Raw genomic sequence first — 23,892 nt, 5'->3', positions numbered from 1 at the left:
TAAGAAGAGGGCGTTCAAAAAGAACGCCCTCTTCTTATTTTATAAAACGAAAAACTAACGAGTGTAGAAAGACAAGAGAACAGCAGTGCCACACTAGAAAACGCAATGAGATACATATTATATTTCATAACCTGTCCAATTAGCTGATTACTGTTGTATTGAAACAGTCCTGCTATTATGTTGAATAAAAATAACACGATAAACATGACGACAACACCGTCTATTGATCCTTTAATGTCTGGTTTACTTAAAGCGATATGTGCGGAAATGCAAATGGCGATAAATAAAAATAACCAAAAGGAAGGATTCAATAAATTGCCGATTGTAAATAAGCTTTTCAATAATACAAACGTCGACAAGAGCATGTTTTGAATCATTTCTACATTAATAGAAGTAGAAGCAATCGTTTTTTCGAGAGTTGTATTAAATAAAAAATATGATTCTGGTACGAAATAGCGCATTAAAAGGATTAATGCAGTAATACCAGAAATAATAGGCCCAATACCGATAAAGAAATTCCCAATTCGTTGATACACACTTTTTTGATTGTATTGATGTTGTATATAACCTAAAGCCCCTTGACTTGTATCTGTTGGGAAGAACTGAGTCGCCACAATTTTATGACGGAACAGTACGCACATAATGGCATGTCCAAGTTCGTGAATCGGAACACCGATCCAAGCCGTTAATAGGAATCCTTTTCTTCCAAAAGCTCTCGACCAATACATGCGTGTGAGAGATTCTAAATAGCCTAATAGAAATCCAATTACAATGATAACGCCAATTAAAGATAATAATTGGATTACGCTTGTAAGGAGTATTTGAAAAATTGAGTTTACCAATTCCATTTTCTTTCATCCAATCTGTTAAAAATATTATTTATTCTGTTTCATAATAGCATTTTTTTTCAAGATTGCTAGCACATATATTTTCTTTCGGAAGAAGGATTTCAGAATCTTTTTCTTGTAGTCATGTTTTATGTACAAATTCATATATTGAACTTGTAACACCCTATAAGGTATATGCTTAAGGAGGGATAAGAGAATGAAATGTCCGTCATGTCATACAGAACATGCAGTAGAGGCAAAGTTTTGCGGGAATTGTGGACATTCGTTAACGGAAGAAGTAGTGGCAAGTAGTGGCAAAGAAGAAGGGCAGGAACAAGCGCGCGCGGCACAAGAAAAGGAAACGCGTCCAAATGAAACGGTAGAACAAGCGAAGCGGTTTGCGAGCGGCTATTTTCAATTTTTTAAACATGCATTACAAGCACCGACAGCGATTATGAAAAGCGGCACTATTGAAGTGCGAAATGGAATTGTAAGTCTTGTTCTTATTTGTTTTTTAGGAGCATGTATTTTTTATAGAATGATGAGTGCAGCATCAGCAGTTACGAGAACATTTGCACCAGATATATCTACTCCCACGTTTTTTGGAGAATCTATAACGGTCTTTTTCTTTTTATTAATTTTAACTTTATTTGTCGGATTTATTATTTTTGTAAGTGGTAAGATGATGAAATCATCTTTTTCGTTTCTTGAAGTATTTGGTATATGGGGAACGATAGCGACGCCGGCTATTGTCATATTAGTTCTTTCTTTTCTTTTTAGTTTTTTATTAATCTTTTTCTTACCGATATTATTATCGGTAGTTGCAACTTATATAGGGATTAGTATAACTGTAGCCGTATTAAAACTAGACAATGGCGGATTAGATCTCGTTTACACACTTATTATTGCAAATGTTTTAATTGGAATTGCAACGTTCATTGTACTTTGGTCTTACATTAGCACGATAATTCAAGCCTTAACACAGGGAATAACTGGCTTCTAATGAAAAGGTGGTTGACTGAATGAATGTATGTACAAAGTGCGGAGTTCAGTTTGAAGATGGTGTACAATTTTGTCAAAACTGCGGGATGAAGAGGGGAAGTCCTGTAGTAAAGAAGAACATGAGCAGTGGTACAAAAGTTGGCATTACACTGTTAGCACTATTTGTTATAGCGATTATTGGATTGTATTTGTACGGATCATCGTATTATACGCAGGTGGCACAAGTAGACCGGATGATTACGATTTTACAAGAGCGGGACGGAGAGAAATTAGCTGAGATCGTTACGGCAGATGATCCGTCGGTTATGATAACGAGAGAGAGTTTAACGCCTCTATTTTCATATATAAAAGAAAATCCATCTTACGTAAATGAATTAAAAGGATATTTGAGACAAGGTGAAAAACAACGGGACGGAATAGAAAGAGCTGATTTTTCATTAACGAAAGACGGAAAGTATTTCTTTATATTTGATCGGTATAAATTGAAAGCGAAGACGTACTATACAACTTTGCTTACAAATGAAAAAGGCGTATCGTTAAAAATGAACGGAAAAGAAATTGATAAGACAGATGACAAAAAGTTTGAGAAGCAATATGGGCCATTTCTTCCGGGAAATCAAGTGTTTCAATCAGAATATAAAAATGACTATGTAAAACTATCACGTGAGGAAAAGGTTGTACTTATGAAACAAAGCCAAAATAACGTAACGATAGATTTAACGTTGCAAGGTCAATATATTACAGTTCAAACGAACGCGCCTGGTGCAACATTGTACGTAAATCAAAAACCAGTTACAGCGCTCGCAGGAGAAGAAATTACATGGGGGCCTGTAGCGACTGATGGAAGCGCGAAAATTTATTTAGAACGAAATGGAGAAAATGGACGGGAAACGACAAAAGTAGAGACGGTAACGGCACTTTCGTCTTATAATCTTCCATTCCAAACGAAAAGTGCAGAAAAAACAGTTGTTTATAATGTTACCCCGCCACCTACGACTGGGTATGTATATAATGGTTTCATCTTTCCTGATAGTGATATTCGAAAATTAACGAGCACAGATTTAACCTATTTATCGAAAGAACAGTTGAAAATTGCTAGAAATGAAATATATGCAAGGCATGGACATATTTTTCAAACGAAAGATATGCAAGCGTATTTTGCAACACAGTCTTGGTATAGAGAAAATCCTTATTTTAAAGGAAAGTTAACAGATATCGAAACTTATAATATTGAACTAATCAAATCAAGAGAATAGAGCGCGTGAAAAAGGTACAGTGCATAACTGTACCTTTTTTATGGTTTTTTATCTGAACCAGGATCCCTTGAGAAAAAGATATGAAAGAGGAATGTGACTTTACTTGCTCCTCCTGATGTACTTGCTTGCACGTCAGATAATGCGTTAGATGTTAAAACACCTTCAGAATGAGGGGGTACGACTATTTTGAGAGTATCATCTGATTCTGATGATGCAGTAACTGTTATTGTATCATCAGATAAGTTTAAAATTTTTACAGTACCGATTGGTAAGATGGACTTGCCAGCGTGTGATGCGGAAGCAAAGCGAGAGCCTTTCCAAATCGTTTGTGGAAAAGTTTCATCATTAGATAACCAAGCACGAGCACTATAAATGGTTGCGTTAATAGAAAATTCTTGATCAAGCGACAAGGCGGGTTTTGGTTCTTTCGGTTCCTCTGGAAACTGAGCGAGAAGACCAGCGCACATGTATATTTCACCTACTTTCAATTGGTTACTGTTATAGCATATTAAACATGTTGTTTATAAGACACGACAGTTACCTATTCATACATAAGTTTGTGCACCAAATTTGAAGATGAAATTCTCTTTCTTTACAATGGAAGTAGGTGTTATTTCTATAAAATATGGAAAACGTAAAGAGTATGTAAAAAAGAAGGAGTGGTAAAGTGAACTATGTCATTATTGGCGGAGATGCAGCTGGTATGAGTGCAGCTATGCAAATTGTTAGAAACGATGAAAATGCAAATGTTGTAACTTTAGAAAAAGGTGAAATTTATTCATACGCTCAGTGTGGATTACCGTATGTCATTAGTGGTGCTATCGCTTCAACTGAAAAGTTAATCGCGCGCAACGTAAAGACGTTTCGTGAGAAATATGGAATTGATGCGAAAGTGCGTCATGAAGTAACGAAAGTAGATACGGAAAAGAAAATGGTGTACGCAGAGCATACGAAGACGAAGGATGTCTTTGAATTTCCATATGATCGATTATTAATTGCGACTGGAGTGCGTCCTGTTATGCCAGAATGGGAAGGACGGGAATTACAAGGCGTTCATCTTTTAAAAACAATTCCTGATGCTGAGCGCATATTAAAAACGCTAGAAACGAATAAAGTTGAAGATGTAACGATTATTGGCGGTGGTGCAATCGGACTGGAGATGGCAGAAACATTCGTCGAACTTGGTAAGAAAGTAAGAATGATTGAGCGAAATGATCATATCGGTACGATTTATGATGCAGATATGGCTGAATATATACATAAAGAAGCAGATAAACACAATATTGAAATTTTAACGAATGAAAATGTAAAAGCATTTAAAGGAAATGAACGAGTAGAAGCAATCGAAACGGATAAAGGTACGTATAAAGCAGATCTTGTTTTAGTGTCGGTTGGAGTGAAGCCAAATACTGATTTTCTTGAAGGGACAAATATACGTAAGAATCATAAAGGAGCAATCGAAGTAAATGCATATATGCAAACGAATGTGCAAGACGTATATGCAGCCGGTGATTGCGCAACACATTACCACGTTATAAAGGAAATTCATGATCATATCCCGCTCGGAACGACAGCCAATAAACAAGGGCGACTTGCTGGACTGAATATGCTTGATAAACGAAGAGCTTTTAAAGGTACGTTAGGCACAGGCATTATTAAATTTATGGATTTGACACTCGCAAGAACAGGGTTAAATGAAAAAGAAGCAAAAGGGCTACACATTCCGTATAAAACGGTCAAAGTAGATTCTACAAATATGGCGGGCTATTATCCAAATGCAAAACCACTTTACTTGAAATTACTATATCGCTCCGATACGAAACAATTATTGGGCGGGCAAGTAATTGGAGAAGAAGGCGTAGATAAACGTATTGATGTGATCGCGATGGCACTTTTCAATAAAATGAGCATTCATGATTTAGAAGATGTCGATTTAAGTTATGCACCACCATATAACAGCGTGTGGGACCCAATTCAGCAAGCGGCAAGGAGAGCAGAATAGCACTTTTTAAAGTGCTATTTTTTTGTTAAAGGGGAATTATCATTTTTGTCGAATGAAGAGGATCGGGAAATAGTTACATATGAGGAAGGGGAGTTTTTTTATGATTGTAGCACTTCAAAAGGTTCAAGAATCAGAAAAAGAAATATTACGTAATTTGTACGCTTTATATCTTCATGACCTTTCTAAGTTCACTATGAATATAACTATCGGAGCGAACGGATTTTTTGAATACGAAGATTTGCATATGTTTTGGAAAAATGACGGAATCACGCCGTATTTTATAAAAGTTGATCATAGTATTGTAGGATTCTTATTACTACTGGAACGTCCGTTTTTGAAGAAGGAAAATGATTTTGGTATTAATGATATTTTCATATTGAATCAATATAAAGGAAAAGGAATCGGTAAACAAGCTGTTGAGAATTTACTAGAAGAGAAAAGAGGACAATATTTCGTTATCGAACTTCTAAAAAATGTACCAGCAGTGTCGTTTTGGAAGAAAGTATATAAAAAACTGAACATTGAATTTGATGAGAGAGAGCAGTTAATTGATGATGAAGAATGTCTCGTTCAAACGTTTAAAATTTAATGAAATTGGTTTTCCTTTTATATTACTTTGAAATTTAACTTTATCCCGCTATTTGCGGACAGTAAGACCCCCACCTCAAAATCCAGCGAAAGCAAAGAAGTTAGGTGGGGGGATCAACTGCCCATAAAAGCCCGATTGGTTCAACTAATAATCAGTGGGGATGAAGACCCCTATTGATTAAAGTTTCACTTTATTTTGAATATACCGTTCCCCCTTGAAAACATATTACTAATCGCTTATATTTTCATATAGTATTTATTTTTTAAACGAAGCAATGAACGAACCAGGGGGCGCAGTATGGCAATTAATATGAAAACAATCGAAGAATGGATTGTTGAATCAAATACAAGACATGAAGAAGACTTTGGACACGTTGTGGAAGAAATGAAAGAAGTATGTGTCGGACTTGATAACGCGACATTAATTTATACGAAAAATGTATTTTGTTTCGGTAAAAAAGTAGAAGTATTTTTCTTCTTCCAAGACCATGTCGTGATCGGACAAGAAAAAGACGAATATATTGAGATTGAAAAATTAAAGTATGATGATATTACAAATAGTAATTTAAAAACAAATGACAAAAATACAACGTTAGAATTAAAGTTTGCTAACGGACAATCTATTAATTTAGATAGTTTAAATGATAACTACGGTACGAAAAATTGGTTATTTGCTAGACAAATTAAGAGTATTTTTAAGTTAATCTAGTAAAAAAGCACGCCGTTCATCGGCGTGCTTTTAACTATGCAAAGCCCCTTTTAACCAATTCCGCGCCCGATACGCCCCAACTGGAACTTGAATAAGAGACGTTTCATTCCCAGCATCAATTCCGTACAATTGATCACATGAATTTGTATCAAAACTTAGTAAAGGATGCCCGCCCATCCCCATAGCAGTTGCAGCAAAAACTAGTTTATGAACGAGGATACCAGCTTCCATTTGGTGAATACGGTATCCTCTATAGCCTAATGCATTTGTATAGTAATCTTTCTTTCCGACTACATGTAAGCAAAGTGGTACTTGAAAAAGGTTTACGTTATCCATCGTCATACTAGATTGAAGGAGATAACGAAGATCCCCATACCGAATTGGTTGTATGGAATGTGTTTTCCTGTTATAAGTGTAAGCACCGTTTTCTATATCTTTTACGTTATAGAAACATCCATATAATGAGACGCGTGCATTTTCATTTACATACTTACCATCAAGGTCGCTGTAATAGGGGAAGGAGAGGCTCGCTTCTTGTAGTAAAGTAGCGAGCTCAGCTGCATCCCATTTCCTTAAAATAAAGTCCGCATCAGGAGAATATCGTTTTTTACAAAGTTGTAGGAAATCATACGATAACCGTTCTACTTTCGGTAGCTGTACAGCGTACGTATTATGTTGATAGTGCTCTTCATGATGTAGTGTTTGGAAGTGTTCTGTCGATTCAATCATAGAAGCTTCATTTATTTTTGTTATCATCGGATGTTCATTTACATGTTTTGAGCGAACGAAATGTTCATGTGCTAACGGCGGAATTTGTTGCAACAACTCATGAGAAGTAACTGTTTTATTTTCACGGTAATCATTGTGAAACCAATTAGTTTCTGGCTCTGTACTTAAAGGAATAACGGCATACACACTTTCTTCACCTTCTGACAATCCGAGTAAATGGTTCAGTGCACGATCTAGAAATTGAAAGTATACGCCGTTCGTATAACCGAACTGTTTTGCACATTCTAGTAATTGCCCAATGAGAACTCCGCTATCTAATCCTTGAAGGCGATATGAAAAGTTATTGTATTTAAAGAAGTTTTTCCAAAACATAGTGGATACGAATGCGGCACCGAAACAATCATGTATATTACAGCGATTACCGAGTGCGTCTGCTAAATAAGAATCGAAATTTCCTTCGCGAAGTAAAATAAGTCGGTGATGCGCGGCGTCATAATGGTAAATGCCATCTGGATAATCGTCAATCTTTAAATAGATATACAATTCATTCGGATATAAAGCACCGCCTGAAGGAATGGATCTGCGTAATACATTTCTCTCGCTATTTAGCTGACATAATTGTGTTACACCAAATGAATACCAAAGGTAGTGACCAATCTCATTTAGAGTAGGTGTAGTAGAAGAGTTCGATAAAGATAACGGGATTTCTAAGGAGAGCGGGATGGTAGGTACATTTCGATATAATTTATAAGGAAGCGGTGCGTCTTTCCAGTCCACCTCATGATTCGGCATAATTTCATCAATAGAGAAATGGAGATGATGTAAAAAAGTATCTAGCTGCATGAAATCCCTCCTTTACTATGGAAACGGGTGCGGATGTGGATTTAATTGTTCATTTGTTAACGGTTCAGTGCTATATCCAAGTGTCATCGGTACGGTATAGACTCTATCTAATCTTGTAACACGAGTAAGGTGATGGCCGAATGTCATCGGTAACATGCCTGGAATAATGACTTTTACACAGTGTAGTCCGTTCTTTTCTATAAGGGGAACGGTTTGATCTACAACGATTATTTCAAGATTAGATTGATGCAAACGATTTAAAAGTTGGTGGAGATCGGATGTTAAATCCATATCAAATGACTGTGATACATTCATTTCTTGGAACGTTTGCACTGGTGCATCTTCTCGTAAAAGGAAGTGAAGACGTTCTTCCGTTTCTTTCAATCCGTACAGCATGCTGTGGTCTTCCATTTTATTAACGAAATAAGGATCTTGTAAGCATTTTTCATAGTATTCTCTTTTGTGCTCGAGTTCATCGTCTGTTATAAGTAACATGCCTGCGATTTCTTGAATGGCACTTTTTAAAGCTCGAATAGGATCTAAATGAGCGCCTCCCGCACAAACAACGTTCATTCCATTTTCACGTGTATTTTTTGCAATTACCCATAAGCTCGGGATGCCGTGTTCCATCGTCGCATTAAAAGCGTGTAATTCATATCCGGTAATCGTACGTAACCGCTGAATCATTAATTGTAATTCTGTATCATTTGCTGAACTCAGATCAAGGCGGGGAAGAGGTAATTCGGCATACCAAGTGAGTAAGAAGGCATCACGCTCTACAATTTCTAAAATGCCGTGAAAAATCGCTTCTTCTAAACTACCGCCAATTGCACATCCATTTGATGTTTCATACACGAAAGCATCTCGATGACCGAGGCTATAATAAGCAATTGATTCAGGAACTAAAAGCGGTCTGTTTTGTGATAAAGAATATCCCCATACCCAGTTTTGCTCATAATCAGGATCAAACGGCTTAAATGGAAAATTATCACGATTGTAATGTTCATTTGTATGTACACCGAGTGTGAGGGGATTTAGTGCATGTTCCTCTAAATCATGAAAACTACCATGCACATTTGTCTTTTTCCCGCGAGGTGACATACCGCAATATCGTTCTAAACCTTCTAAAATAGCAGTTGCTTCACTCACTGCAAATGAATGAGTTCGGCCTGCAACACCTTCATTTCCAAACATTAATGGCATGTTTATAATGACGTCAGCAAATGGCAATAAAGAATGCTGCATTTTGCCGTTCAACATACCGATCCGATAATCTAAATAGTCTTTCGTTAAAAATGTGTTTAATTCATGAATGGAACGGCAGCGATACGTTTCGGTGCTTACTTTTAAACTCGGTTGTAAAGAAACTTCCGCCGCATCCGCAGTATCATCAGGTAAATTACTACATACAGGACAGAGAGGATCTGGAAGAAAAGAATGCCGCGTACATTGTAATGTTTGTAAATTTAGTAAAATAAGTTCATTTTCTAAAGAAGAATGGTTATGAGTTAATATTTTTTCTGTCTCTGCGCAAATAAGATGGCACATTTGTAACATTCCATTTTGGGTGGCACGTACATCACGCCTCGTTCCATTTTCGGCTTTAAAGGCATATTTCCGCTGTAGTTCCCACATTTCTTTTTGATCAAAGCCAGCGATAAAACGGCGTCCATCAGAACAATGGGAACATCCGGGCGTAAGAGGATGAATGTAAGGACCGATAATACCTTCGCCAAATGAAGTGAAACCACGAAGCCACGGAATATGATTTGAGCGAAAAATAAGTTCCGCATCATGATGAATAGTAGAAGGAGATCCGTCATGTAATACGAGAGCGAGATGAATATTTTCAGGAAGTTCTTCTGTAAGGGTATGTTGACGAATGATGGAATATTGTTTGCATAATTGATCATGTACATAGTCTGCAAGAAGGCCATCTCCTATAAGCAATATATTTTGAATCATAAACCGTCCTCCTTTGCAATTAATACCCCATACACACCGTCTAAGTTTTCTTTCAAAAAGGGTTCGATTGCTAAATCAAACACGAAAGGATAAAAATTATGTTCTTCTAAATGTTGTAAGGCGAGTTGTAAAGATTGTACGCTTGGAATTTCTTCTTCTGGTTGTATTTCCACTCTAAGAGAATCAGTGTCATATAAAATAATAGATGAGTCATACAAAATATTAGCTCTGTAAGGAATTTCTTCATTTTGAATGTGAAAGAGTGATAGTTGTAGTGCGTTTCGTAACGCTAACGTCATATTAATATTAGATGCACCGTACCATCTATCATTTATACCAACCCAAACGACTGGAAAACTGAGAATCTCTTCACTCATTGCGATTTTAGGTGTTTCATGAATTGTAGCGAGGGCATCGTAATAAAATCTACAATGTTTATCGTGAATATCAGTTAAATCAATCGTTGTAAGTTCTTCTAGCATATGTGACTGCCGCTCATACAATTTATTATTTAAATGTTGTTGTAGTGCCCGGTAAAATCCTTCTGTCATCGTTTCTCCAGCACCGATACCGATATCATTATGTTCAGGAATAAGGCGGTGAATGATTTCTGCTACATATGTTTCAATTCCTGTTAAACCAGCTTCTCGGCGTGCTTCATTATGAGTCAATCCACTGCGAGTCATAAGAGGCAGAAGGGGAGCTGGGCCATCTGATAGTGGAGTGGCTACTTGAATATAGCACTGTGATAACGGTAATTGATATGAATCTTGTTCATCCCATACATGGAATATACCGGCTTCTTTAGAAGTTAATGAGTCAAAAAATCGGAATACATCAGTTGAAGTATGTTGGTTGGACCGATGCTCAAGTTTTTCAGAAAGATTTTCTAGCGTATCAATTGTAAAACTTTCATCAGCTGCAAGAGGGTGTTTTATAAAAGGATGCCACGTTCCTTCAAGTGTTTCATAGTTTAATAAAAAGAATTGTGATTCTTTTTCACGATATGAATCATCCGCGACATGTTTAAACAATTCAAAAACGATTACATTTGTTAACATTGCAGATGTAATTGGTGAGAAGGAATCCGATGAATTTTCATTTTGCAAAGTCGTTTCATGTAGCCGATGCCATGCGGATTCCCAGCATTCATCACGATTTTCTGTTACGACAGGTCCAGCTATACCGAGTGTTGATAAACAAATAGCTGGTATGAAATTCTTTTTCGTTTCTCTACAAATAGTGTGAACTGTTTTTAAACCGTCAATGTCTCCGTTTTGAGAAACATATAAAATCCAATCAAAAGGTTCGAATACTTCATGCAAGGGACGGTCAATTGTAGTATCGATTTCTTGAAGGAGTACATTGTTATCAACTTCATATGCACGTTCTATTAGCTCATGTATTCTGTCATAGTTTGTTTCATCCCGATCTGTAACGAGGTAATGAAATGTAGGTAAACCAGATTCTAATAAAGAAGAAACTAAAGAAGTAAGCATATCTCCGGAGCCAAGTACAAGGACATTTGCTCCGCGGTACGTTTCAAATTTTAAAGCACCTGAATGAGAATCAGCTTCTAAAAATTCAATTTGTGAAGCATATCTGTCGAGTAATGAACTGTTTAATTCATGAGGTGCATCTTGATTTGCATCGCGAACGAAACCATTTTCATATAAAACCTCTCCAATTTCAAATACACGATTTTGATAGGGGAGAGGGAGACCCTCAGTTATTTCTGCTAAAGAATAATTACCGTTAAACATTGGCATTAATTTTTCAATCCAGTCATAAATTCCATCACCGTCCATGCGAAATGAACTGGCGTTATTTCGAAAATAGACACCCCCGTTTGAATCGGGGAGGAAGAAAGTATCCTTATTTACTTTAAGTTTTGCATGAATTGGAAGGTTATTCATTTTAATCCTCCTTACGTTTAGGCATACATTAATACTTTATGTCATGAAATTTGTCCCGTATGAACACAATAAAAAAAGGCTGTAGAATGATTCATTCTACAGCCTTTAATAGGTTGAAAATCTATCAACCTTCTAATAATAATGATTTTGGATCTTCAAGCATATCTTTAACAGCAACAAGGAAGCTAACTGCTTCTTTACCATCAACAATACGGTGATCGTAAGATAAAGCAATGTACATCATTGGGCGGTTTTCCATACGCTCGTTATCAATTGCAACTGGGCGTACTTGGATTTTATGCATTCCTAAAATACCTACTTGTGGGCTGTTTAGGATTGGTGTTGACATTAGAGAACCGAATACACCACCGTTTGTAATTGTAAATGTACCACCTTGTAGTTCTTTTAATGAAAGTTTGTTATCACGTGCTTTCATACCTAAATTACGAATTTCGCTTTCGATTTCAGCGAAGTTTAATTGGTTAGCATCACGTACAACTGGAACAACTAATCCATCTGGAGCTGCTACTGCAATACCGATATCATAGAATTTTTTGATGATAAGCTCGTCACCTTGAATTTCAGCATTTAATAATGGGAATTGTTTTAATGCTGCAACAACTGCTTTTGTGAAGAATGACATGAAACCAAGACGTACATCATGTTTTTTCTCGAAAGCATCTTTGCGTTCTTTACGTAATTCCATGATCGCACTCATATCAACTTCGTTAAATGTTGTTAACATTGCAGATGTTTGTTGAACTTCTACAAGACGTTTTGCAATTGTTTGACGGCGGCGGGACATTTTCACGCGCTCAACTGGTTTTTCGAATTCAGTTTTTGCAACTGGAGCAGGAGCTGGACTCTTTGGAGCAGCTGGTGCTTCTTTTGGTGCTGCAGCATGAGCTTGTACATCATGTGGTCTCACGCGTCCAAGTGGATCTGTGCTACGTACGTCGTTTAAGTCGATTCCTAATTCACGAGCCATTTTTCTAGCAGCTGGTGATGCGATAGGACGGTTCGTATTTGGTAAGCCTTGTAGACCCGTAGTTTGTTCAGCATTTGGAGCCGCAGCTTTCGGTGCTTCAGCTGTTTCTTGTTTTGGTTGCTCAGCAGCTGGAGCAGGTGTACTTACTGCAACTGGTGCTCCATTAGCATCTAAAATTGCGATAGTTGCGCCAACTTCAACTGTATCCCCAGGTTCGCCTAGTAACTTCGATACAATACCTGAATCTTCTGCAATGATTTCTACATTGACTTTATCAGTTTCAAGCTCAACAACGCTGCCACCTTTCTCAACTTTGTCGCCTACGTTGATAAGCCATTGTGAAATAGTTCCTTCGGTAATAGATTCTGCAAGCTCAGGTACTTTAATTTCGATCATTTTAAATGTCCTCCCCTTATTTGCCTAACGGTGTGTTTTTTCTTCTTTTGTCTTCGGTAATCTCCATTTGTTAGCCTGGCCTTGGGCAGATATTCTGCCCAAGGAACAAGCTAGAAACCTTCATTGTTACTTTTTAGTTGCTGTAAACTTCAATTTCTTGTTTATCTTGACGGAAGTTATACTTCACATCTAAAGCATGTGCAACAATTAGTTCTTGCTCAGCTTTGTGAGCGAATGGATCGCCTCCAGATGGACTAGAGCGATCAGGACGTCCAATGTAACCTGTTTTCACTTTATCTCCAGCAAGTTCGAACAGAATTGGAGCCATGTAATGCCATGCACCCATATTACGAGGTTCTTCTTGAACCCAAATGATTTCTTCTAAGTTTTTAAAGCGTTTAATAATAGATTGAACTTTCTCAGCAGGGAATGGGTACAATTGCTCAATACGAACGACATGAACTTCGTCTAAGTTGTACTCATGTTTACCAGACTCGATTTCTGCTGCTAAGTCAATCGCCATTTTACCTGTACTTAAAACAAGACGTTTTACTTTATTTGGTTTCATACCAAGGTTTTCTTGTTCTAAAGCAGGTTGGAATCGTCCTTCGCTTAACTGACTAGCAGTTGAAAGCGTAAGTGGGTGACGTAATAAACTCTTCGGCGTCATCAGTACTAATGGTCGAACAGCTTCTGTTCCTAAGATAGATGCTTGACGACGCAGGATATGGAAGTATTGTGCCGCGCTTGTTAAGTTTGCAACTGTCCAGTTATTCTCAGCAGCTAACTGTAAGAAACGCTCTGGACGTGCACTAGAGTGCTCTGGTCCTTGACCTTCATAACCGTGTGGTAATAGAAGAACTAAACCAGATTTTTGACCCCATTTTGCTCTTCCAGCTGAAACATATTGATCAAATAATGCTTGCGCAGTATTTGAGAAGTCACCATATTGCGCTTCCCACATAACAAGAGTTTCTGGAGCGAATACGTTATAACCATATTCGTAACCAACAACAGCAGCCTCTGATAATGGACTGTTATGAACAGAGAATGAAGCATTAATGTTTGGTAAACGGTGTAACGGTGAATATGTTTCGTTTGTATCAGTATCGTGTAATACTATATGACGGTGTGCGAATGTACCACGCTGTGAATCTTGACCAGTTAAACGAATTGGCGTACCTTCTTGTAAAATAGAAGCGAATGCTAATGATTCAGCAAGTGCCCATTCAATTTTGCCGTTCTCTTCAAGAGCATCTTTACGGCGCTCAAGAATTTTCTTCACTTTCGGATATACGTTAAAGCCTTCTGGCCAAGATAGTAGACCTTCATTAATTGCACGAAGTGAGTCAATCTCAACGCCAGTATCAATTGACTGAATACCTTTTGCAACAACATCTGGCACTTTAACGTGAATTGTTGCATCACTCGTATCAGCTGGTGGTACTTGTGCATAGTCGGATTTTAATTGCTCTTGTATAAACTGTGTAATTGTTTCAACCTCATCTGCATTTAGAACACCAGCAGCTTGTAATTGATCTGCATAAATTGCTCTTACAGTTGGATGGTTTTTAATTTTTTTGTACACTTGTGGTTGCGTAACTGCCGGGTCATCCATTTCGTTATGACCGTAGCGGCGGTAACCAATTAAATCGATTAAGAAGTCTTTTTTGAACAACATGCGATATTGAATCGCAAGGTTAGCAGCTGCAAGACAAGCTTCCGGATCATCAGCATTCACGTGAACAATCGGAATATCGAAACCTTTTGCAAGGTCACTTGAATATTTCGTAGAACGAGAATCATAGCTATCAGTCGTAAAACCAACTGCATTGTTTGCGATAACATGAATCGTTCCGCCTGTTTGGTACGCGTTCAATCTGCTTAAGTTGAGTGTCTCAGATACAATACCTTGACCAGGGAATGCAGCATCACCATGAACTAAAATTACGAATGATTTTGAAGTATCTTGATCTGGAAGACCAGATTTTTTACGATTCTCTTGAGCCGCACGTGCGAAACCTTCTACTACAGGATTCACGAACTCAAGATGACTCGGGTTATTTGCTAATGTAACGCGAGTACTAACTTCTTCGTTACTAACGACTTGTTCTCTACCTAAATGGTATTTCACGTCGCCAGTCCAGCCAGAATTAGCCACTGCGCCTTCTATTTTTGCATGTTTGAACTCAGCAAACATGTGGCTATATGGTTTTTCTAATACGTGAGCAAGTACGCTTAGGCGACCGCGGTGAGCCATACCAATCATGACATCCTCTACGCCGTTCTTAGCACCTTCTAGAACAATTTCATCTAAAACAGGTACAAGCATATCAACGCCCTCGATAGAGAAACGTTTTTGCCCAACGAATGTTTTATGCAAGAATTGCTCGAAACCTTCAACAGCTGTTAAACGTTTTAAAAGAGCAGTTCGTTTTTTATTTGATAGTGGTTGACGCAATGAATTTGATTCCACCATTTGATGCAACCACGCGCGTTCTTCACTATCTTGTATATGAGAAAATTCATAAGCTAAAGATTTTGTATAAACGTCTTTTAATCTATGAATTACATCAAGTGCAGTGTGAATACCTTCTGGTGCATCTTGCCATACCGTTTTCGCTGGAATCGCTTTCAAGTCAGCATCGCTCAGTTCGTTCATTGCTTTCTCAAGAAGAGATTGTCCATTTGCAGCATCTTCCATCGGGTTGATGTGAGCCAACGTGTGCCCGAAAGAACGAATCTGCTCAACAAGTTGAACGACTTTAAGAATTTTTTCAATGTTACCTGTGTTTTGAGGAGAAAAATGTGTTGCTGTGTTGTCCCCTGTTACGACATCATCTTGAAACGAAGGAGCTCCAAAAATTTCAAAAAGCTCTTGTAATTCCGGATCAACAGAACCTGCTCCAGTTACGTAAAGATCATACTGCTCAATAACATAACCAAGGTTCGGACCGTGGAACTTGGCCCAAGGGTTTGTCGTTGTATTCTTCCTCGTCATTTGTTTAAACCTCCCAATGCATATAATCCTTTTCCATACAAAGGTGCATTTTGCTCTTTTTCAATAAGTAATGAATCAATAATCAATGTAAATGTTTTTCTTTACTCTTATGTTATTACAATAATTTACATAATACCAAACACTATTACTTATCTGTTTTGTAAAAAAACATTCACAATAACTTATCACCCAAGTTAATCTTTCACTTTATAAAGTAATTTTACAGAAAAATGGGGTGGATATATTTGGTATGCCTATACTAATAGCTATAATTGTTGCATTTAAATATAGGTATAATAGTTAGAATGTTTCGATGAAATTTAGTTTGAATTATGTATATTGAAATAATAAGCGCTTTCATAGATATTATACAACAATATAACGGAATATAGTATAAAAAATAAAAAATTATGAATTTATCGTAAACTTTATTTCGATAGTGTTAAATATCGAAAGGAAAATGAAGGATTTCTACAAAAAAAGTTGCTAAACATAAAAAATGCTCCATAAACAGTTAGTTTCTATAAATATGACGAAAAACACCGTAAAACAAATAACGTATTTCGTGAAATAAAGAAATAAATGAAATATTTTAAAAGGATAAAACAAATATGAAGATATTAAATTTTAAAAAAGGTGAGGAGGAAATATAGTAACGATTACATACAGTGTTCCATGTTTTATTACAAAATAGACGTGCTGAAATCGAACAAGTTTCTTCTATATAAATAGAGTGAAAAATGATTGGGATAAATGTAAAGGAACCTTGACGTAAAGTTTACTTTACATATATACTCGATATATGGGAGGAGGGAGAAATTTCCTTGGAAAATAAAATGGTCGAATACCGAAAAAAATTTGGACTATCTCAAGAAAAGTTGGCTGAGAAACTTGGAGTTTCCAGACAAACCATCATTTCAATTGAAAAGGGGAAATACGATCCATCACTTCCGCTAGCATTTGAAATAGCAAAAACATTTCAAACAACGATAGAACATGTATTTATTTATGAAGGAAAAGAAGAGGGGGAATAGGGATGAATTATTCACAAAAGTACTTTGTAATTATGGGTGTTATTTTTCTATTTATGAGTGGATTTATGATATTAACAGGTATAATGACGCATTCTGCACCACCAGCTATAACGTATCCATTGCTTGGGATGATGATTATGAGTTTCTGTCTAAGCTACTTACACCCGCAATTTAAAGAAAAAGACGAGCGAATGAAACTTATTCGTTATAAAGGAATGTTTGTAACCTTTTTTGCATTAACAGCATATTATCTTCTTTTCTCTATCGGCTTAAACTTAAAAATATTTACACTATCTGCTACTGAATTATTGAATATACTTATGGCACTTACGATGAGTACCGTCTTTATCTCATTTGTTGTTTTGGCAAAAAGATATTAAGATGGAAGAGAGAAAGGAAGATTAACATATGCAAATGATGTATGCTTTTGGCATTGGGCTTGTATTATTTTTAGCCGTATTCTTATTTATTCGTAAAGACGTTCAAGGCGGGACGTTAACGAAACGAGGATTTTATAAAATGATCGGCTGCTTAGTTGTTATGTTTATAGCGATTATTGTAATAATCGTTTTAATAAGTCAGTCACTATAGAATGTAAAAACGGAACCTTACTTCGGTAAGGTTTTTCTTTATTATTTAACCTAAAAATCACCATTAAATCCATTTACTATAAATAACTTGTATTATATAATCCAATGAAATGATAGATAAGGAGTGTAGTATATGAATAAAAAAACTATCTTCTATTTATTAACTTGTCTACTACTTGTAGCTAGTACTACTTATATAATATGTAACAAACGAGAACAAGTGCCACCTATATTAGTATGGGACGAACAAGAATACTATGTTACGAATGAACCTGCCAAAATAGAAGAAGTCGGGCAAAAACTTGGCGAAGTAACAAAGAAAATTAAAACAAGTAAAAAACCTACTAAAAATAGAGAATCTAATACATTACAAGAGAAAACAGAAGTATTCACAATGATTGAGGAAGAAAAAAGTGATTACCCGCCTTTAATCATAAAGGAAGCTTATAGTGATAAATATAGGGTAGTGAGGCCAATGTTGAAGCAAGTATTATGATGAAAAGGAGATTCATATGCAGACAGTAATTTCGTATCCGTGGGTGTTAAGAAAAATATTTGTCTTTTTCCTCCTATCGGTGCTGTTTACATTTTGATGAATAGAGGAGCGATACAAAAGAGAGATTTTATATTTATTATTTGCTGCTATGAATATATCACTTTGGTTATTGCTTATGATTTTTGATTGGAGTATGTGGATGGTAGTAGGGAACAGAAAATGTGGTTCATTTGTGCTACGGATACAGATTGATAGAAGAGAGGCCTTGTAGGAATGCTGCAAGGCTCTTTATATTTTTGGGAATTAATAGAAAATTAATCATATAAATGCTATACTAAAAAATGTTTGTAATGTCAGTTTCATAATATTGTATGATACTGACTTACTAGAAAAGATAATGAGGAGAATGAGCGTGCAAAAGATAAAGAGATTATTGCTATTAATGATGGTAGTAGGATTAACAGCGGTTGTTTTAGCAGGGTGTGCAAATCCGAAAGATACTACAGAAGAATTTTTAACAGCGATACAAAAAGGTGATGTAGAAAAGGCTCGTACATTTGTTGAGAGTGACAAGGAATTTAATAAACTAAATGAAAAAACAGATGATGCTGAGGCAAAAGCAATGCTAAGTGCAATTACAAAGAACTTTAAATTTGAAAAGCTAGAAGAAGTATCGAAAAAGGATGACAAAGCAGAAGTGAAAGTGAAAATTACATCTGCAGATCTATCCGTTGCTGTAACAAAAGCAGTGGGAGAAGTTATGCCAATGGCGTTCGCTAGTGCCTTTAGTGAAGACAAAGAACAATCTGAAAAAGCAATCGAAAAAACAATGACATCAACTATCGTCAAAAACTTAGCAGATAAAGATGCAGCAATGGCAACTCGCGAAGTTACATTGAACTTAAAGAAAGACAAAGATGGCGACTATAAAATCGTTGCTGACGATAACTTGAAAGAAGTATTGTTTGCCAATGCGAAGTCTTTGGAGAAGATGTTTGGTGGGAAGTAATTGAATTAGATAAAAAGAGACACCATATCACGTAGAAGGTTGATATGGTGTCTCTTTTTTATATGACCCCGGAGAGGCTCGAACTCACGACCTCCACCCTGTCAAGGTGGCGCTCTCCCTGCTGAGCTACGGGATCCCAACTATAAATATTACGACCAGTAATGTGTTTTCATTCGTGTAATCGGAGAATTTGTACAATTTGTTGAGTATTGTAACATTTGATGTATTCCTATAATAGCAACAAACTTTAATGGTGTAAAGGTGTAATTTTCTGAATATTCATATTCTAATTTTTGTATAAAAAAATAAGCCCCGAAGAGCTTATTTTAATAATAATATCAACGCAATTATCAATGATATTTTCAAAAATACAATCATAAATAATGGAGCTTGTTCATAAGCTATCGTCCTGTAACTGTCATTCCTGCTGTGTAAATTGTATCAATAGAACCGTCAGCGCCTTTTATTTCGACTTTATAACGATATGTTCCATCCTCATAAATATCATCGCCATATCCTGTGAAAGTTGCAATTTCATCATTGCTTCCAGCTGGGACCCATTGATTTTGCCAACGGAAGTTGGTTTCAAATTCTCCCCATCTATCGCCATATTTCTTTTCAAGGCTGACATTGTAATGAATTTCTTCAGCTCGGTCATTTGTAATTCTTGCAATTACGCTGTTACCAAAAGTAACTTGTGTAGAGTGTACCTGAACTGTAACACCGTTCACCGTTTCACCAGGACCACAAATGTAATGACAACCATCCCATTCGTCAGCATGTGCTTTTGGTGTTTCAATGTTCATAACCGTTAAACCGCCTAAAGCTAATGCGCCAGTTAATAATACTTTACCAAATGTTTTCACTTGAAATTCCCCCTAAGTATATTCTCAATTCGTTCGATAGATATCACATTAATCTAATGGAACGTTTTTTCCTTAAGTGTATTCGCTATGAATCTTTCATCTTGTAGTAATCTAATCACTACATAAAATTTCATAGTTTTGATTCCATATATGTATCATGATTTACATAGAACAAATCTGTTAATACGCTTTGGTTATTTACTTATTCCACTACTTCTTATTACCTTTTATTGGTAAAACATTGGTTTTATTATATAACATTATTATCTATTTACAAGAGAAAATAATACTGTATGCAAAAATGCATAATAAAAAACACTGCTTGTATTCTAGATTACAGATTAAATGGAGTGTTGGGTTTCAATTAATATTTGAGTGGAACTTAATGCTAATTTTTTATGCTTAACAGTATGCATATATCATCGTTTATTAAAGTCATAATTGATAAACCTTGTTCAGGGGACGCTCTTCCTGCTGAGCTACAGAATCTTCAAAAGGGAAAGTATAAGCGATGATGCTAGTAATGTATGAAGGAATAATGATGAGAAGCGAATTCAGTAGAAAGTAGTCTTTGGATGTAGTGGTTATATTATTTACGATACCAATCCAAAGGACCTTCAGCACTCAAATCAACAAGAAAAGGGAGTAAGAAATGTAAAGGTAAGCTTATAAGTTCTGGCATAGCGTTCACCGTTTTCTTTGATAGATATTGTCTCATAAAACAATACGGACAATCCTTTTCAAATGTCACGAGTATTGCCCATACATCTTTTATTGTCCACTTCGTTTTAAAATACGTACAACGCGTCATGAGGTTCCTCCTCATTTTAAGTTTTCTTCTAGTATACTCCATTCCATTGTAAGAAAGTCATTTGTATTTGGTGTGGTAAAATGTAAGTTGTTTTATTTTTATGTGAATCTATTTAGTCATTTATGAACAATTACATATCATTTGATATTTTTGCAGAATGATAGATTTTCAGTTTCAATATGCCAATTGGCCAATATATCCTTTTTACAATTTACTGAAAATCATGTATAACAGAGATACATGATTATTTTATCTCGCTATTTGCGGGCAGTAAGATCCCTTACCTCGAAATTTAGCAAAAGTAAAGAAGTTAGGTTGGGATCGGGATGGCCGTAAAAGTCCGATTGGTGAGGGTTGATGAAAGTTTCACTTTATAAATATTCAGAAGTAGAGGGAGAAAAGTTGTAATGGTAAGAAAAACGTTCAAGATGCGCGTGTCTAAAAATAGAACGATTTCGATTAATGGCTCGATTCTTGATGTGGATGTTACACATGATGAATTTTTACAAGAGTTTGTTGAGTGGGTTGATTCTAAAGGTTGGTCGTTTATGGGGATAACCGATGAGATTACGCCCGAGGAAGCTAGTCAAAAGTTAATAGATTCGTTGATAGATGAGAAGGATAAGAAAGAGTAATTCCTTCTTATTTTTATTGTATATTTATGTTCTTTATCGTAAAAATATGATATAGTAAAAAATAGTGAAAATTCTTCCAGTTTAATACAAATTACATATGATTGGTAGATTTCTTATTTTGTTAGAGGAGTAAATGGAAAAGGGAGAGTCATATGGTAAATTTTAAGAAAATTTTGGTTTTTATTACAGTTATTTGTTTGTTTTTATTGACACCTATGACATTGCGTGCTGAGACGAATATTGGAGTAAATCCAGAACAAGTTGCACCACCACCTGCAGAAGGACCGAATGTTTTTAGTCAGTTTGCAACGACAATTGATGCGAAAACAGGAGATGTTTTGTATGACAAAAACGCATATCACCGAGCATATCCTGCTAGTACGACGAAGGTGTTAACAGCGATTTTACTCATGGAGCATACAAAGCCAGAGGATCAATTTACATTTTCACAATTAGCGTTAGATCAAGAGAAGAGTAATTATCAAATTGAGTTTCAACCTGGAGAGACAATTAATAGAAATACTGCGCTTATGATTTTAATGGTGCTGAGTGCGAATGATGTGTCGTATGCGATTGCGGAGCGGATTGGCGGGAGTGTTGAGAATTTTGCTAATATGATGAATGAGAAAGCGAAGCAATTAGGGGCGAAAGATAGCCACTTTGTAACACCGAATGGACTGCATGATCCGAACCATTATACGACGCCGTATGATATGGCTATGATTACGAAGGGTGTGCAAAAGTATCCTGAAATTTTACAAGCGATGAATACGAAAAGAACGACAGTTACGACGTCTAGGCAGACGGTGTCTATTTTTAATAAATCTAATTTTTTTGAAAATCCATATAGCATTGGCGGTAAGACAGGGTTTACGAATGAAGCGCGTAATACACTTGTTTTATTAAATGAGAAAGATGGAAACCGTATTATAAGCGTAGTAATGGCTTCTCAAAGACCTGAAATTTATGAAGATTTGAAGCTGATGGCGGAATATTCTTTCGGTCAATTTACGAAGCAAATGGTGTTGGATAAACATAATTGGCATCAAAAAACAACATATTTAAATAAAGATGTTAATTCTGAGTTGGAACAAAGTGCGGAGCTTATGCTTAAGAAAGATGAAGGGAAAAATGTGAAAACTATTTTCCGGGCGGCTTCATTAGATAAAGAATCTTTATATCATAAAGGAATACATCGTGGTGAGGTAGTTGGTGCAGTTGATATTACGAAAAATAATCAAACAATTGCGACGGTAAATGTTCTTTCAACAGAAGATGTCACTTTTGCGATGCCTAAAAAAGATACAACTATGCCTGAAGTAAAAGACTCAAATGTTAAAGTAATAAGTGTTGGGATAGGTGTGATTGTATTATTTGGAGCAATTTTATATGTAGTGTTGCGCCGAAATACAAAAGGAATGAAATCAGAAGGTAAATAAATTACTAATAAAAAGATTGTGTAAAATTTTGGCACAGTCTTTTTTTTATACTTTAAATAACTAATAATTGTAAATTTTCTTATTGCAATAACTTAAAGTTCGTTATATCATTTACTTGTGTTCTTGTTAAAGAACGTAATGGATATTGCATACTTCAAATAATATAAAACAACGGAGAGGGAGAGAGACGATGAAATTAATTTGGAAGGTAATTAGCAACGCGATCTCATTTGTTTTATTTGCATTGATGGTTTTTTTAGCTTTTGTAGTTATTTCTTCAAAAGCGAGCGGTGGTGATCCGACAGTGATGGGATATCAATTTAAGAGCGTTCTTTCAGGATCAATGGAGCCGACGTTTTTAACAGGATCAATCATTGCAATAGAACCAAACAAAGATGGTTCTAAATATCAAAAAGGTGATGTTATTACCTTTAAAGAGAAAGATCAAAAAATTATCACTCACCGTATTATCGGTGTGAAAGATACAAATGGAAAAGTAATGTATGAAACAAAAGGGGATAACAACAACGGACCAGATTTAGAGCCAGTACTTGCAGAAAATGTAGTTGGAAAGTATGCAGATATTACAGTTCCGTACGTTGGTTATTTACTGAATTATGCGAATTCAAAAGCAGGAGCAGCATTACTTCTTATTATTCCAGGAGTCTTTTTACTTGGATATTCCGCGATTTCTATTTTTGGGGCTATTCGTAGCATTGACGGAGAAAAGAAAGATAAAAAAGTAGAACAATCCGTCTAGTTCGTTTGGTTATACTTTCCGTTTAGGAAG

22 protein-coding genes, 1 tRNA gene and 1 pseudogene are annotated in these 23,892 nt (G+C 36.1%); 14 read left to right on the top strand and 10 right to left on the bottom strand.

What is annotated here, in order from left to right:
- Window positions 1-14: 14 nt before the first annotated feature.
- Window positions 15-848: a hypothetical protein gene (locus DN400_RS16525; RefSeq protein ID WP_000424523.1), complete on the bottom strand. Its 834-nt coding sequence runs from the start codon at window positions 846-848 to the stop codon at window positions 15-17.
- A 196-nt stretch (window positions 849-1,044) separates the two neighbouring features.
- Between DN400_RS16525 and DN400_RS16520 the strand changes: the two genes are divergently transcribed.
- Both DN400_RS16520 and DN400_RS16515 read left to right on the top strand, forming a co-directional pair.
- Entirely contained in the window at window positions 1,045-1,830 is a 786-nt protein-coding gene (locus DN400_RS16520; protein WP_000650084.1) for a zinc ribbon domain-containing protein, read from the top strand.
- Between the two features lie 19 nt (window positions 1,831-1,849).
- Entirely contained in the window at window positions 1,850-3,085 is a 1,236-nt protein-coding gene (locus tag DN400_RS16515; RefSeq protein ID WP_090975841.1) for a TcaA 3rd/4th domain-containing protein, read from the top strand.
- A 38-nt stretch (window positions 3,086-3,123) separates the two neighbouring features.
- On the opposite strand, the gene DN400_RS16510 is transcribed toward DN400_RS16515, so the two are convergent.
- Window positions 3,124-3,552, bottom strand: coding sequence for a hypothetical protein (locus tag DN400_RS16510; protein WP_065482744.1), 429 nt, complete (start codon window positions 3,550-3,552; stop codon window positions 3,124-3,126).
- 200 nt (window positions 3,553-3,752) lie between these two features.
- Here DN400_RS16510 and DN400_RS16505 point away from each other — a divergent pair, with 200 nt between their 5' ends.
- From DN400_RS16505 to DN400_RS16495, 3 genes are all read left to right on the top strand, one after another.
- The gene (locus tag DN400_RS16505; protein WP_001110235.1) at window positions 3,753-5,087 is read left to right on the top strand and encodes a CoA-disulfide reductase; all 1,335 of its coding nucleotides are present in this window, start codon (window positions 3,753-3,755) and stop codon (window positions 5,085-5,087) included.
- 100 nt (window positions 5,088-5,187) lie between these two features.
- Window positions 5,188-5,676, top strand: coding sequence for a GNAT family N-acetyltransferase (locus tag DN400_RS16500; RefSeq protein ID WP_000634324.1), 489 nt, complete (start codon window positions 5,188-5,190; stop codon window positions 5,674-5,676).
- A 297-nt stretch (window positions 5,677-5,973) separates the two neighbouring features.
- Window positions 5,974-6,384 (top strand): DUF3908 family protein, encoded by a 411-nt coding sequence (locus tag DN400_RS16495; RefSeq protein ID WP_000996808.1) that lies wholly within the window; start codon window positions 5,974-5,976, stop codon window positions 6,382-6,384.
- Between the two features lie 30 nt (window positions 6,385-6,414).
- Here DN400_RS16495 and DN400_RS16490 read toward each other — a convergent pair whose 3' ends face one another.
- The 5 genes from DN400_RS16490 to odhA form a co-directional block, all read right to left on the bottom strand.
- The gene (locus tag DN400_RS16490) at window positions 6,415-7,956 is read right to left on the bottom strand and encodes a SagB family peptide dehydrogenase (RefSeq protein WP_065228480.1); all 1,542 of its coding nucleotides are present in this window, start codon (window positions 7,954-7,956) and stop codon (window positions 6,415-6,417) included.
- 15 nt (window positions 7,957-7,971) lie between these two features.
- Entirely contained in the window at window positions 7,972-9,921 is a 1,950-nt protein-coding gene (locus tag DN400_RS16485) for a TOMM precursor leader peptide-binding protein (RefSeq protein ID WP_065228481.1), read from the bottom strand.
- Entirely contained in the window at window positions 9,918-11,837 is a 1,920-nt protein-coding gene (locus DN400_RS16480) for a putative thiazole-containing bacteriocin maturation protein (protein WP_147801757.1), read from the bottom strand. Before DN400_RS16480 ends, DN400_RS16485 begins: the two co-directional genes overlap by 4 nt.
- A gap of 124 nt (window positions 11,838-11,961) precedes the next feature.
- On the bottom strand, window positions 11,962-13,221 hold the full coding sequence (odhB, locus tag DN400_RS16475) for a 2-oxoglutarate dehydrogenase complex dihydrolipoyllysine-residue succinyltransferase (RefSeq protein WP_000569893.1): 1,260 nt from the start codon (window positions 13,219-13,221) through the stop codon (window positions 11,962-11,964).
- Window positions 13,222-13,354: 133 nt separating this feature from the next.
- On the bottom strand, window positions 13,355-16,222 hold the full coding sequence (odhA, locus tag DN400_RS16470) for a 2-oxoglutarate dehydrogenase E1 component (RefSeq protein WP_000197136.1): 2,868 nt from the start codon (window positions 16,220-16,222) through the stop codon (window positions 13,355-13,357).
- Window positions 16,223-17,046: 824 nt separating this feature from the next.
- Between odhA and DN400_RS16465 the strand changes: the two genes are divergently transcribed.
- From DN400_RS16465 to DN400_RS16445, 6 genes and pseudogenes are all read left to right on the top strand, one after another.
- The gene (locus DN400_RS16465) at window positions 17,047-17,256 is read left to right on the top strand and encodes a helix-turn-helix transcriptional regulator (RefSeq protein WP_000428506.1); all 210 of its coding nucleotides are present in this window, start codon (window positions 17,047-17,049) and stop codon (window positions 17,254-17,256) included.
- A gap of 2 nt (window positions 17,257-17,258) precedes the next feature.
- The gene (locus tag DN400_RS16460; protein WP_001109921.1) at window positions 17,259-17,636 is read left to right on the top strand and encodes a hypothetical protein; all 378 of its coding nucleotides are present in this window, start codon (window positions 17,259-17,261) and stop codon (window positions 17,634-17,636) included.
- 28 nt (window positions 17,637-17,664) lie between these two features.
- Window positions 17,665-17,847 (top strand): DUF3976 domain-containing protein, encoded by a 183-nt coding sequence (locus DN400_RS16455; protein WP_001178299.1) that lies wholly within the window; start codon window positions 17,665-17,667, stop codon window positions 17,845-17,847.
- 132 nt (window positions 17,848-17,979) lie between these two features.
- Window positions 17,980-18,342 (top strand): hypothetical protein, encoded by a 363-nt coding sequence (locus DN400_RS16450; protein ID WP_001036582.1) that lies wholly within the window; start codon window positions 17,980-17,982, stop codon window positions 18,340-18,342.
- A 16-nt stretch (window positions 18,343-18,358) separates the two neighbouring features.
- Window positions 18,359-18,613 (top strand): annotated as a pseudogene (locus DN400_RS29895) (hypothetical protein).
- Window positions 18,614-18,754: 141 nt separating this feature from the next.
- Window positions 18,755-19,351 (top strand): DUF4878 domain-containing protein, encoded by a 597-nt coding sequence (locus tag DN400_RS16445; RefSeq protein ID WP_001169503.1) that lies wholly within the window; start codon window positions 18,755-18,757, stop codon window positions 19,349-19,351.
- Between the two features lie 63 nt (window positions 19,352-19,414).
- Here the strand turns inward: DN400_RS16445 and DN400_RS16440 are convergent.
- The 3 genes from DN400_RS16440 to DN400_RS16430 all read right to left on the bottom strand — a co-directional run bounded on the left by DN400_RS16440 (window position 19,415) and on the right by DN400_RS16430 (window position 21,028).
- Window positions 19,415-19,487 (bottom strand) — tRNA-Val (locus DN400_RS16440).
- Between the two features lie 265 nt (window positions 19,488-19,752).
- Entirely contained in the window at window positions 19,753-20,217 is a 465-nt protein-coding gene (locus DN400_RS16435; protein WP_000846655.1) for a hypothetical protein, read from the bottom strand.
- A 589-nt stretch (window positions 20,218-20,806) separates the two neighbouring features.
- A complete protein-coding gene (locus DN400_RS16430; RefSeq protein WP_147801756.1) occupies window positions 20,807-21,028 on the bottom strand; it encodes a hypothetical protein in 222 nt (73 codons plus the stop codon).
- Between the two features lie 407 nt (window positions 21,029-21,435).
- Here DN400_RS16430 and DN400_RS16420 point away from each other — a divergent pair, with 407 nt between their 5' ends.
- The 3 genes from DN400_RS16420 to sipW all read left to right on the top strand — a co-directional run bounded on the left by DN400_RS16420 (window position 21,436) and on the right by sipW (window position 23,862).
- Entirely contained in the window at window positions 21,436-21,663 is a 228-nt protein-coding gene (locus DN400_RS16420; RefSeq protein WP_000251856.1) for a hypothetical protein, read from the top strand.
- 152 nt (window positions 21,664-21,815) lie between these two features.
- Window positions 21,816-23,102 carry a D-alanyl-D-alanine carboxypeptidase family protein gene (locus DN400_RS16415; protein ID WP_147801755.1) on the top strand — a complete coding sequence of 429 codons (1,287 nt, stop codon included), beginning with the start codon at window positions 21,816-21,818 and terminating at the stop codon, window positions 23,100-23,102.
- 190 nt (window positions 23,103-23,292) lie between these two features.
- Window positions 23,293-23,862, top strand: coding sequence for a signal peptidase I SipW (gene sipW, locus DN400_RS16410; RefSeq protein WP_000767802.1), 570 nt, complete (start codon window positions 23,293-23,295; stop codon window positions 23,860-23,862).
- Window positions 23,863-23,892: the final 30 nt, after the last annotated feature.

This window comes from Bacillus sp. AR8-1 (assembly GCF_008042345.1).
GTDB classification, from domain to species: Bacteria; Bacillota; Bacilli; order Bacillales; family Bacillaceae_G; genus Bacillus_A; species Bacillus_A cereus.
Note: the sequence above shows the minus strand (reverse complement) of the source record. Positions and strands in the feature narration are given on the sequence as shown.

What these genes read in the sequence shown, in the direction of transcription:
- DN400_RS16525 (WP_000424523.1), bottom strand. Translation starts at nt 848, where the DNA reads ATGGAATTGGTAAACTCAATTTTTCAAATACTCCTTACAAGCGTAATC.
- DN400_RS16520 (WP_000650084.1), top strand. Translation starts at nt 1,045, where the DNA reads ATGAAATGTCCGTCATGTCATACAGAACATGCAGTAGAGGCAAAGTTT.
- DN400_RS16515 (WP_090975841.1), top strand. Translation starts at nt 1,850, where the DNA reads ATGAATGTATGTACAAAGTGCGGAGTTCAGTTTGAAGATGGTGTACAA.
- DN400_RS16510 (WP_065482744.1), bottom strand. Translation starts at nt 3,552, where the DNA reads ATGTGCGCTGGTCTTCTCGCTCAGTTTCCAGAGGAACCGAAAGAACCA.
- DN400_RS16500 (WP_000634324.1), top strand. Translation starts at nt 5,188, where the DNA reads ATGATTGTAGCACTTCAAAAGGTTCAAGAATCAGAAAAAGAAATATTA.
- DN400_RS16495 (WP_000996808.1), top strand. Translation starts at nt 5,974, where the DNA reads ATGGCAATTAATATGAAAACAATCGAAGAATGGATTGTTGAATCAAAT.
- DN400_RS16490 (WP_065228480.1), bottom strand. Translation starts at nt 7,956, where the DNA reads ATGCAGCTAGATACTTTTTTACATCATCTCCATTTCTCTATTGATGAA.
- DN400_RS16485 (WP_065228481.1), bottom strand. Translation starts at nt 9,921, where the DNA reads ATGATTCAAAATATATTGCTTATAGGAGATGGCCTTCTTGCAGACTAT.
- DN400_RS16480 (WP_147801757.1), bottom strand. Translation starts at nt 11,837, where the DNA reads ATGAATAACCTTCCAATTCATGCAAAACTTAAAGTAAATAAGGATACT.
- odhB (WP_000569893.1), bottom strand. Translation starts at nt 13,221, where the DNA reads ATGATCGAAATTAAAGTACCTGAGCTTGCAGAATCTATTACCGAAGGA.
- odhA (WP_000197136.1), bottom strand. Translation starts at nt 16,222, where the DNA reads ATGACGAGGAAGAATACAACGACAAACCCTTGGGCCAAGTTCCACGGT.
- DN400_RS16460 (WP_001109921.1), top strand. Translation starts at nt 17,259, where the DNA reads ATGAATTATTCACAAAAGTACTTTGTAATTATGGGTGTTATTTTTCTA.
- DN400_RS16455 (WP_001178299.1), top strand. Translation starts at nt 17,665, where the DNA reads ATGCAAATGATGTATGCTTTTGGCATTGGGCTTGTATTATTTTTAGCC.
- DN400_RS16450 (WP_001036582.1), top strand. Translation starts at nt 17,980, where the DNA reads ATGAATAAAAAAACTATCTTCTATTTATTAACTTGTCTACTACTTGTA.
- DN400_RS16430 (WP_147801756.1), bottom strand. Translation starts at nt 21,028, where the DNA reads ATGACGCGTTGTACGTATTTTAAAACGAAGTGGACAATAAAAGATGTA.
- DN400_RS16420 (WP_000251856.1), top strand. Translation starts at nt 21,436, where the DNA reads ATGGTAAGAAAAACGTTCAAGATGCGCGTGTCTAAAAATAGAACGATT.
- DN400_RS16415 (WP_147801755.1), top strand. Translation starts at nt 21,816, where the DNA reads ATGGTAAATTTTAAGAAAATTTTGGTTTTTATTACAGTTATTTGTTTG.
- sipW (WP_000767802.1), top strand. Translation starts at nt 23,293, where the DNA reads ATGAAATTAATTTGGAAGGTAATTAGCAACGCGATCTCATTTGTTTTA.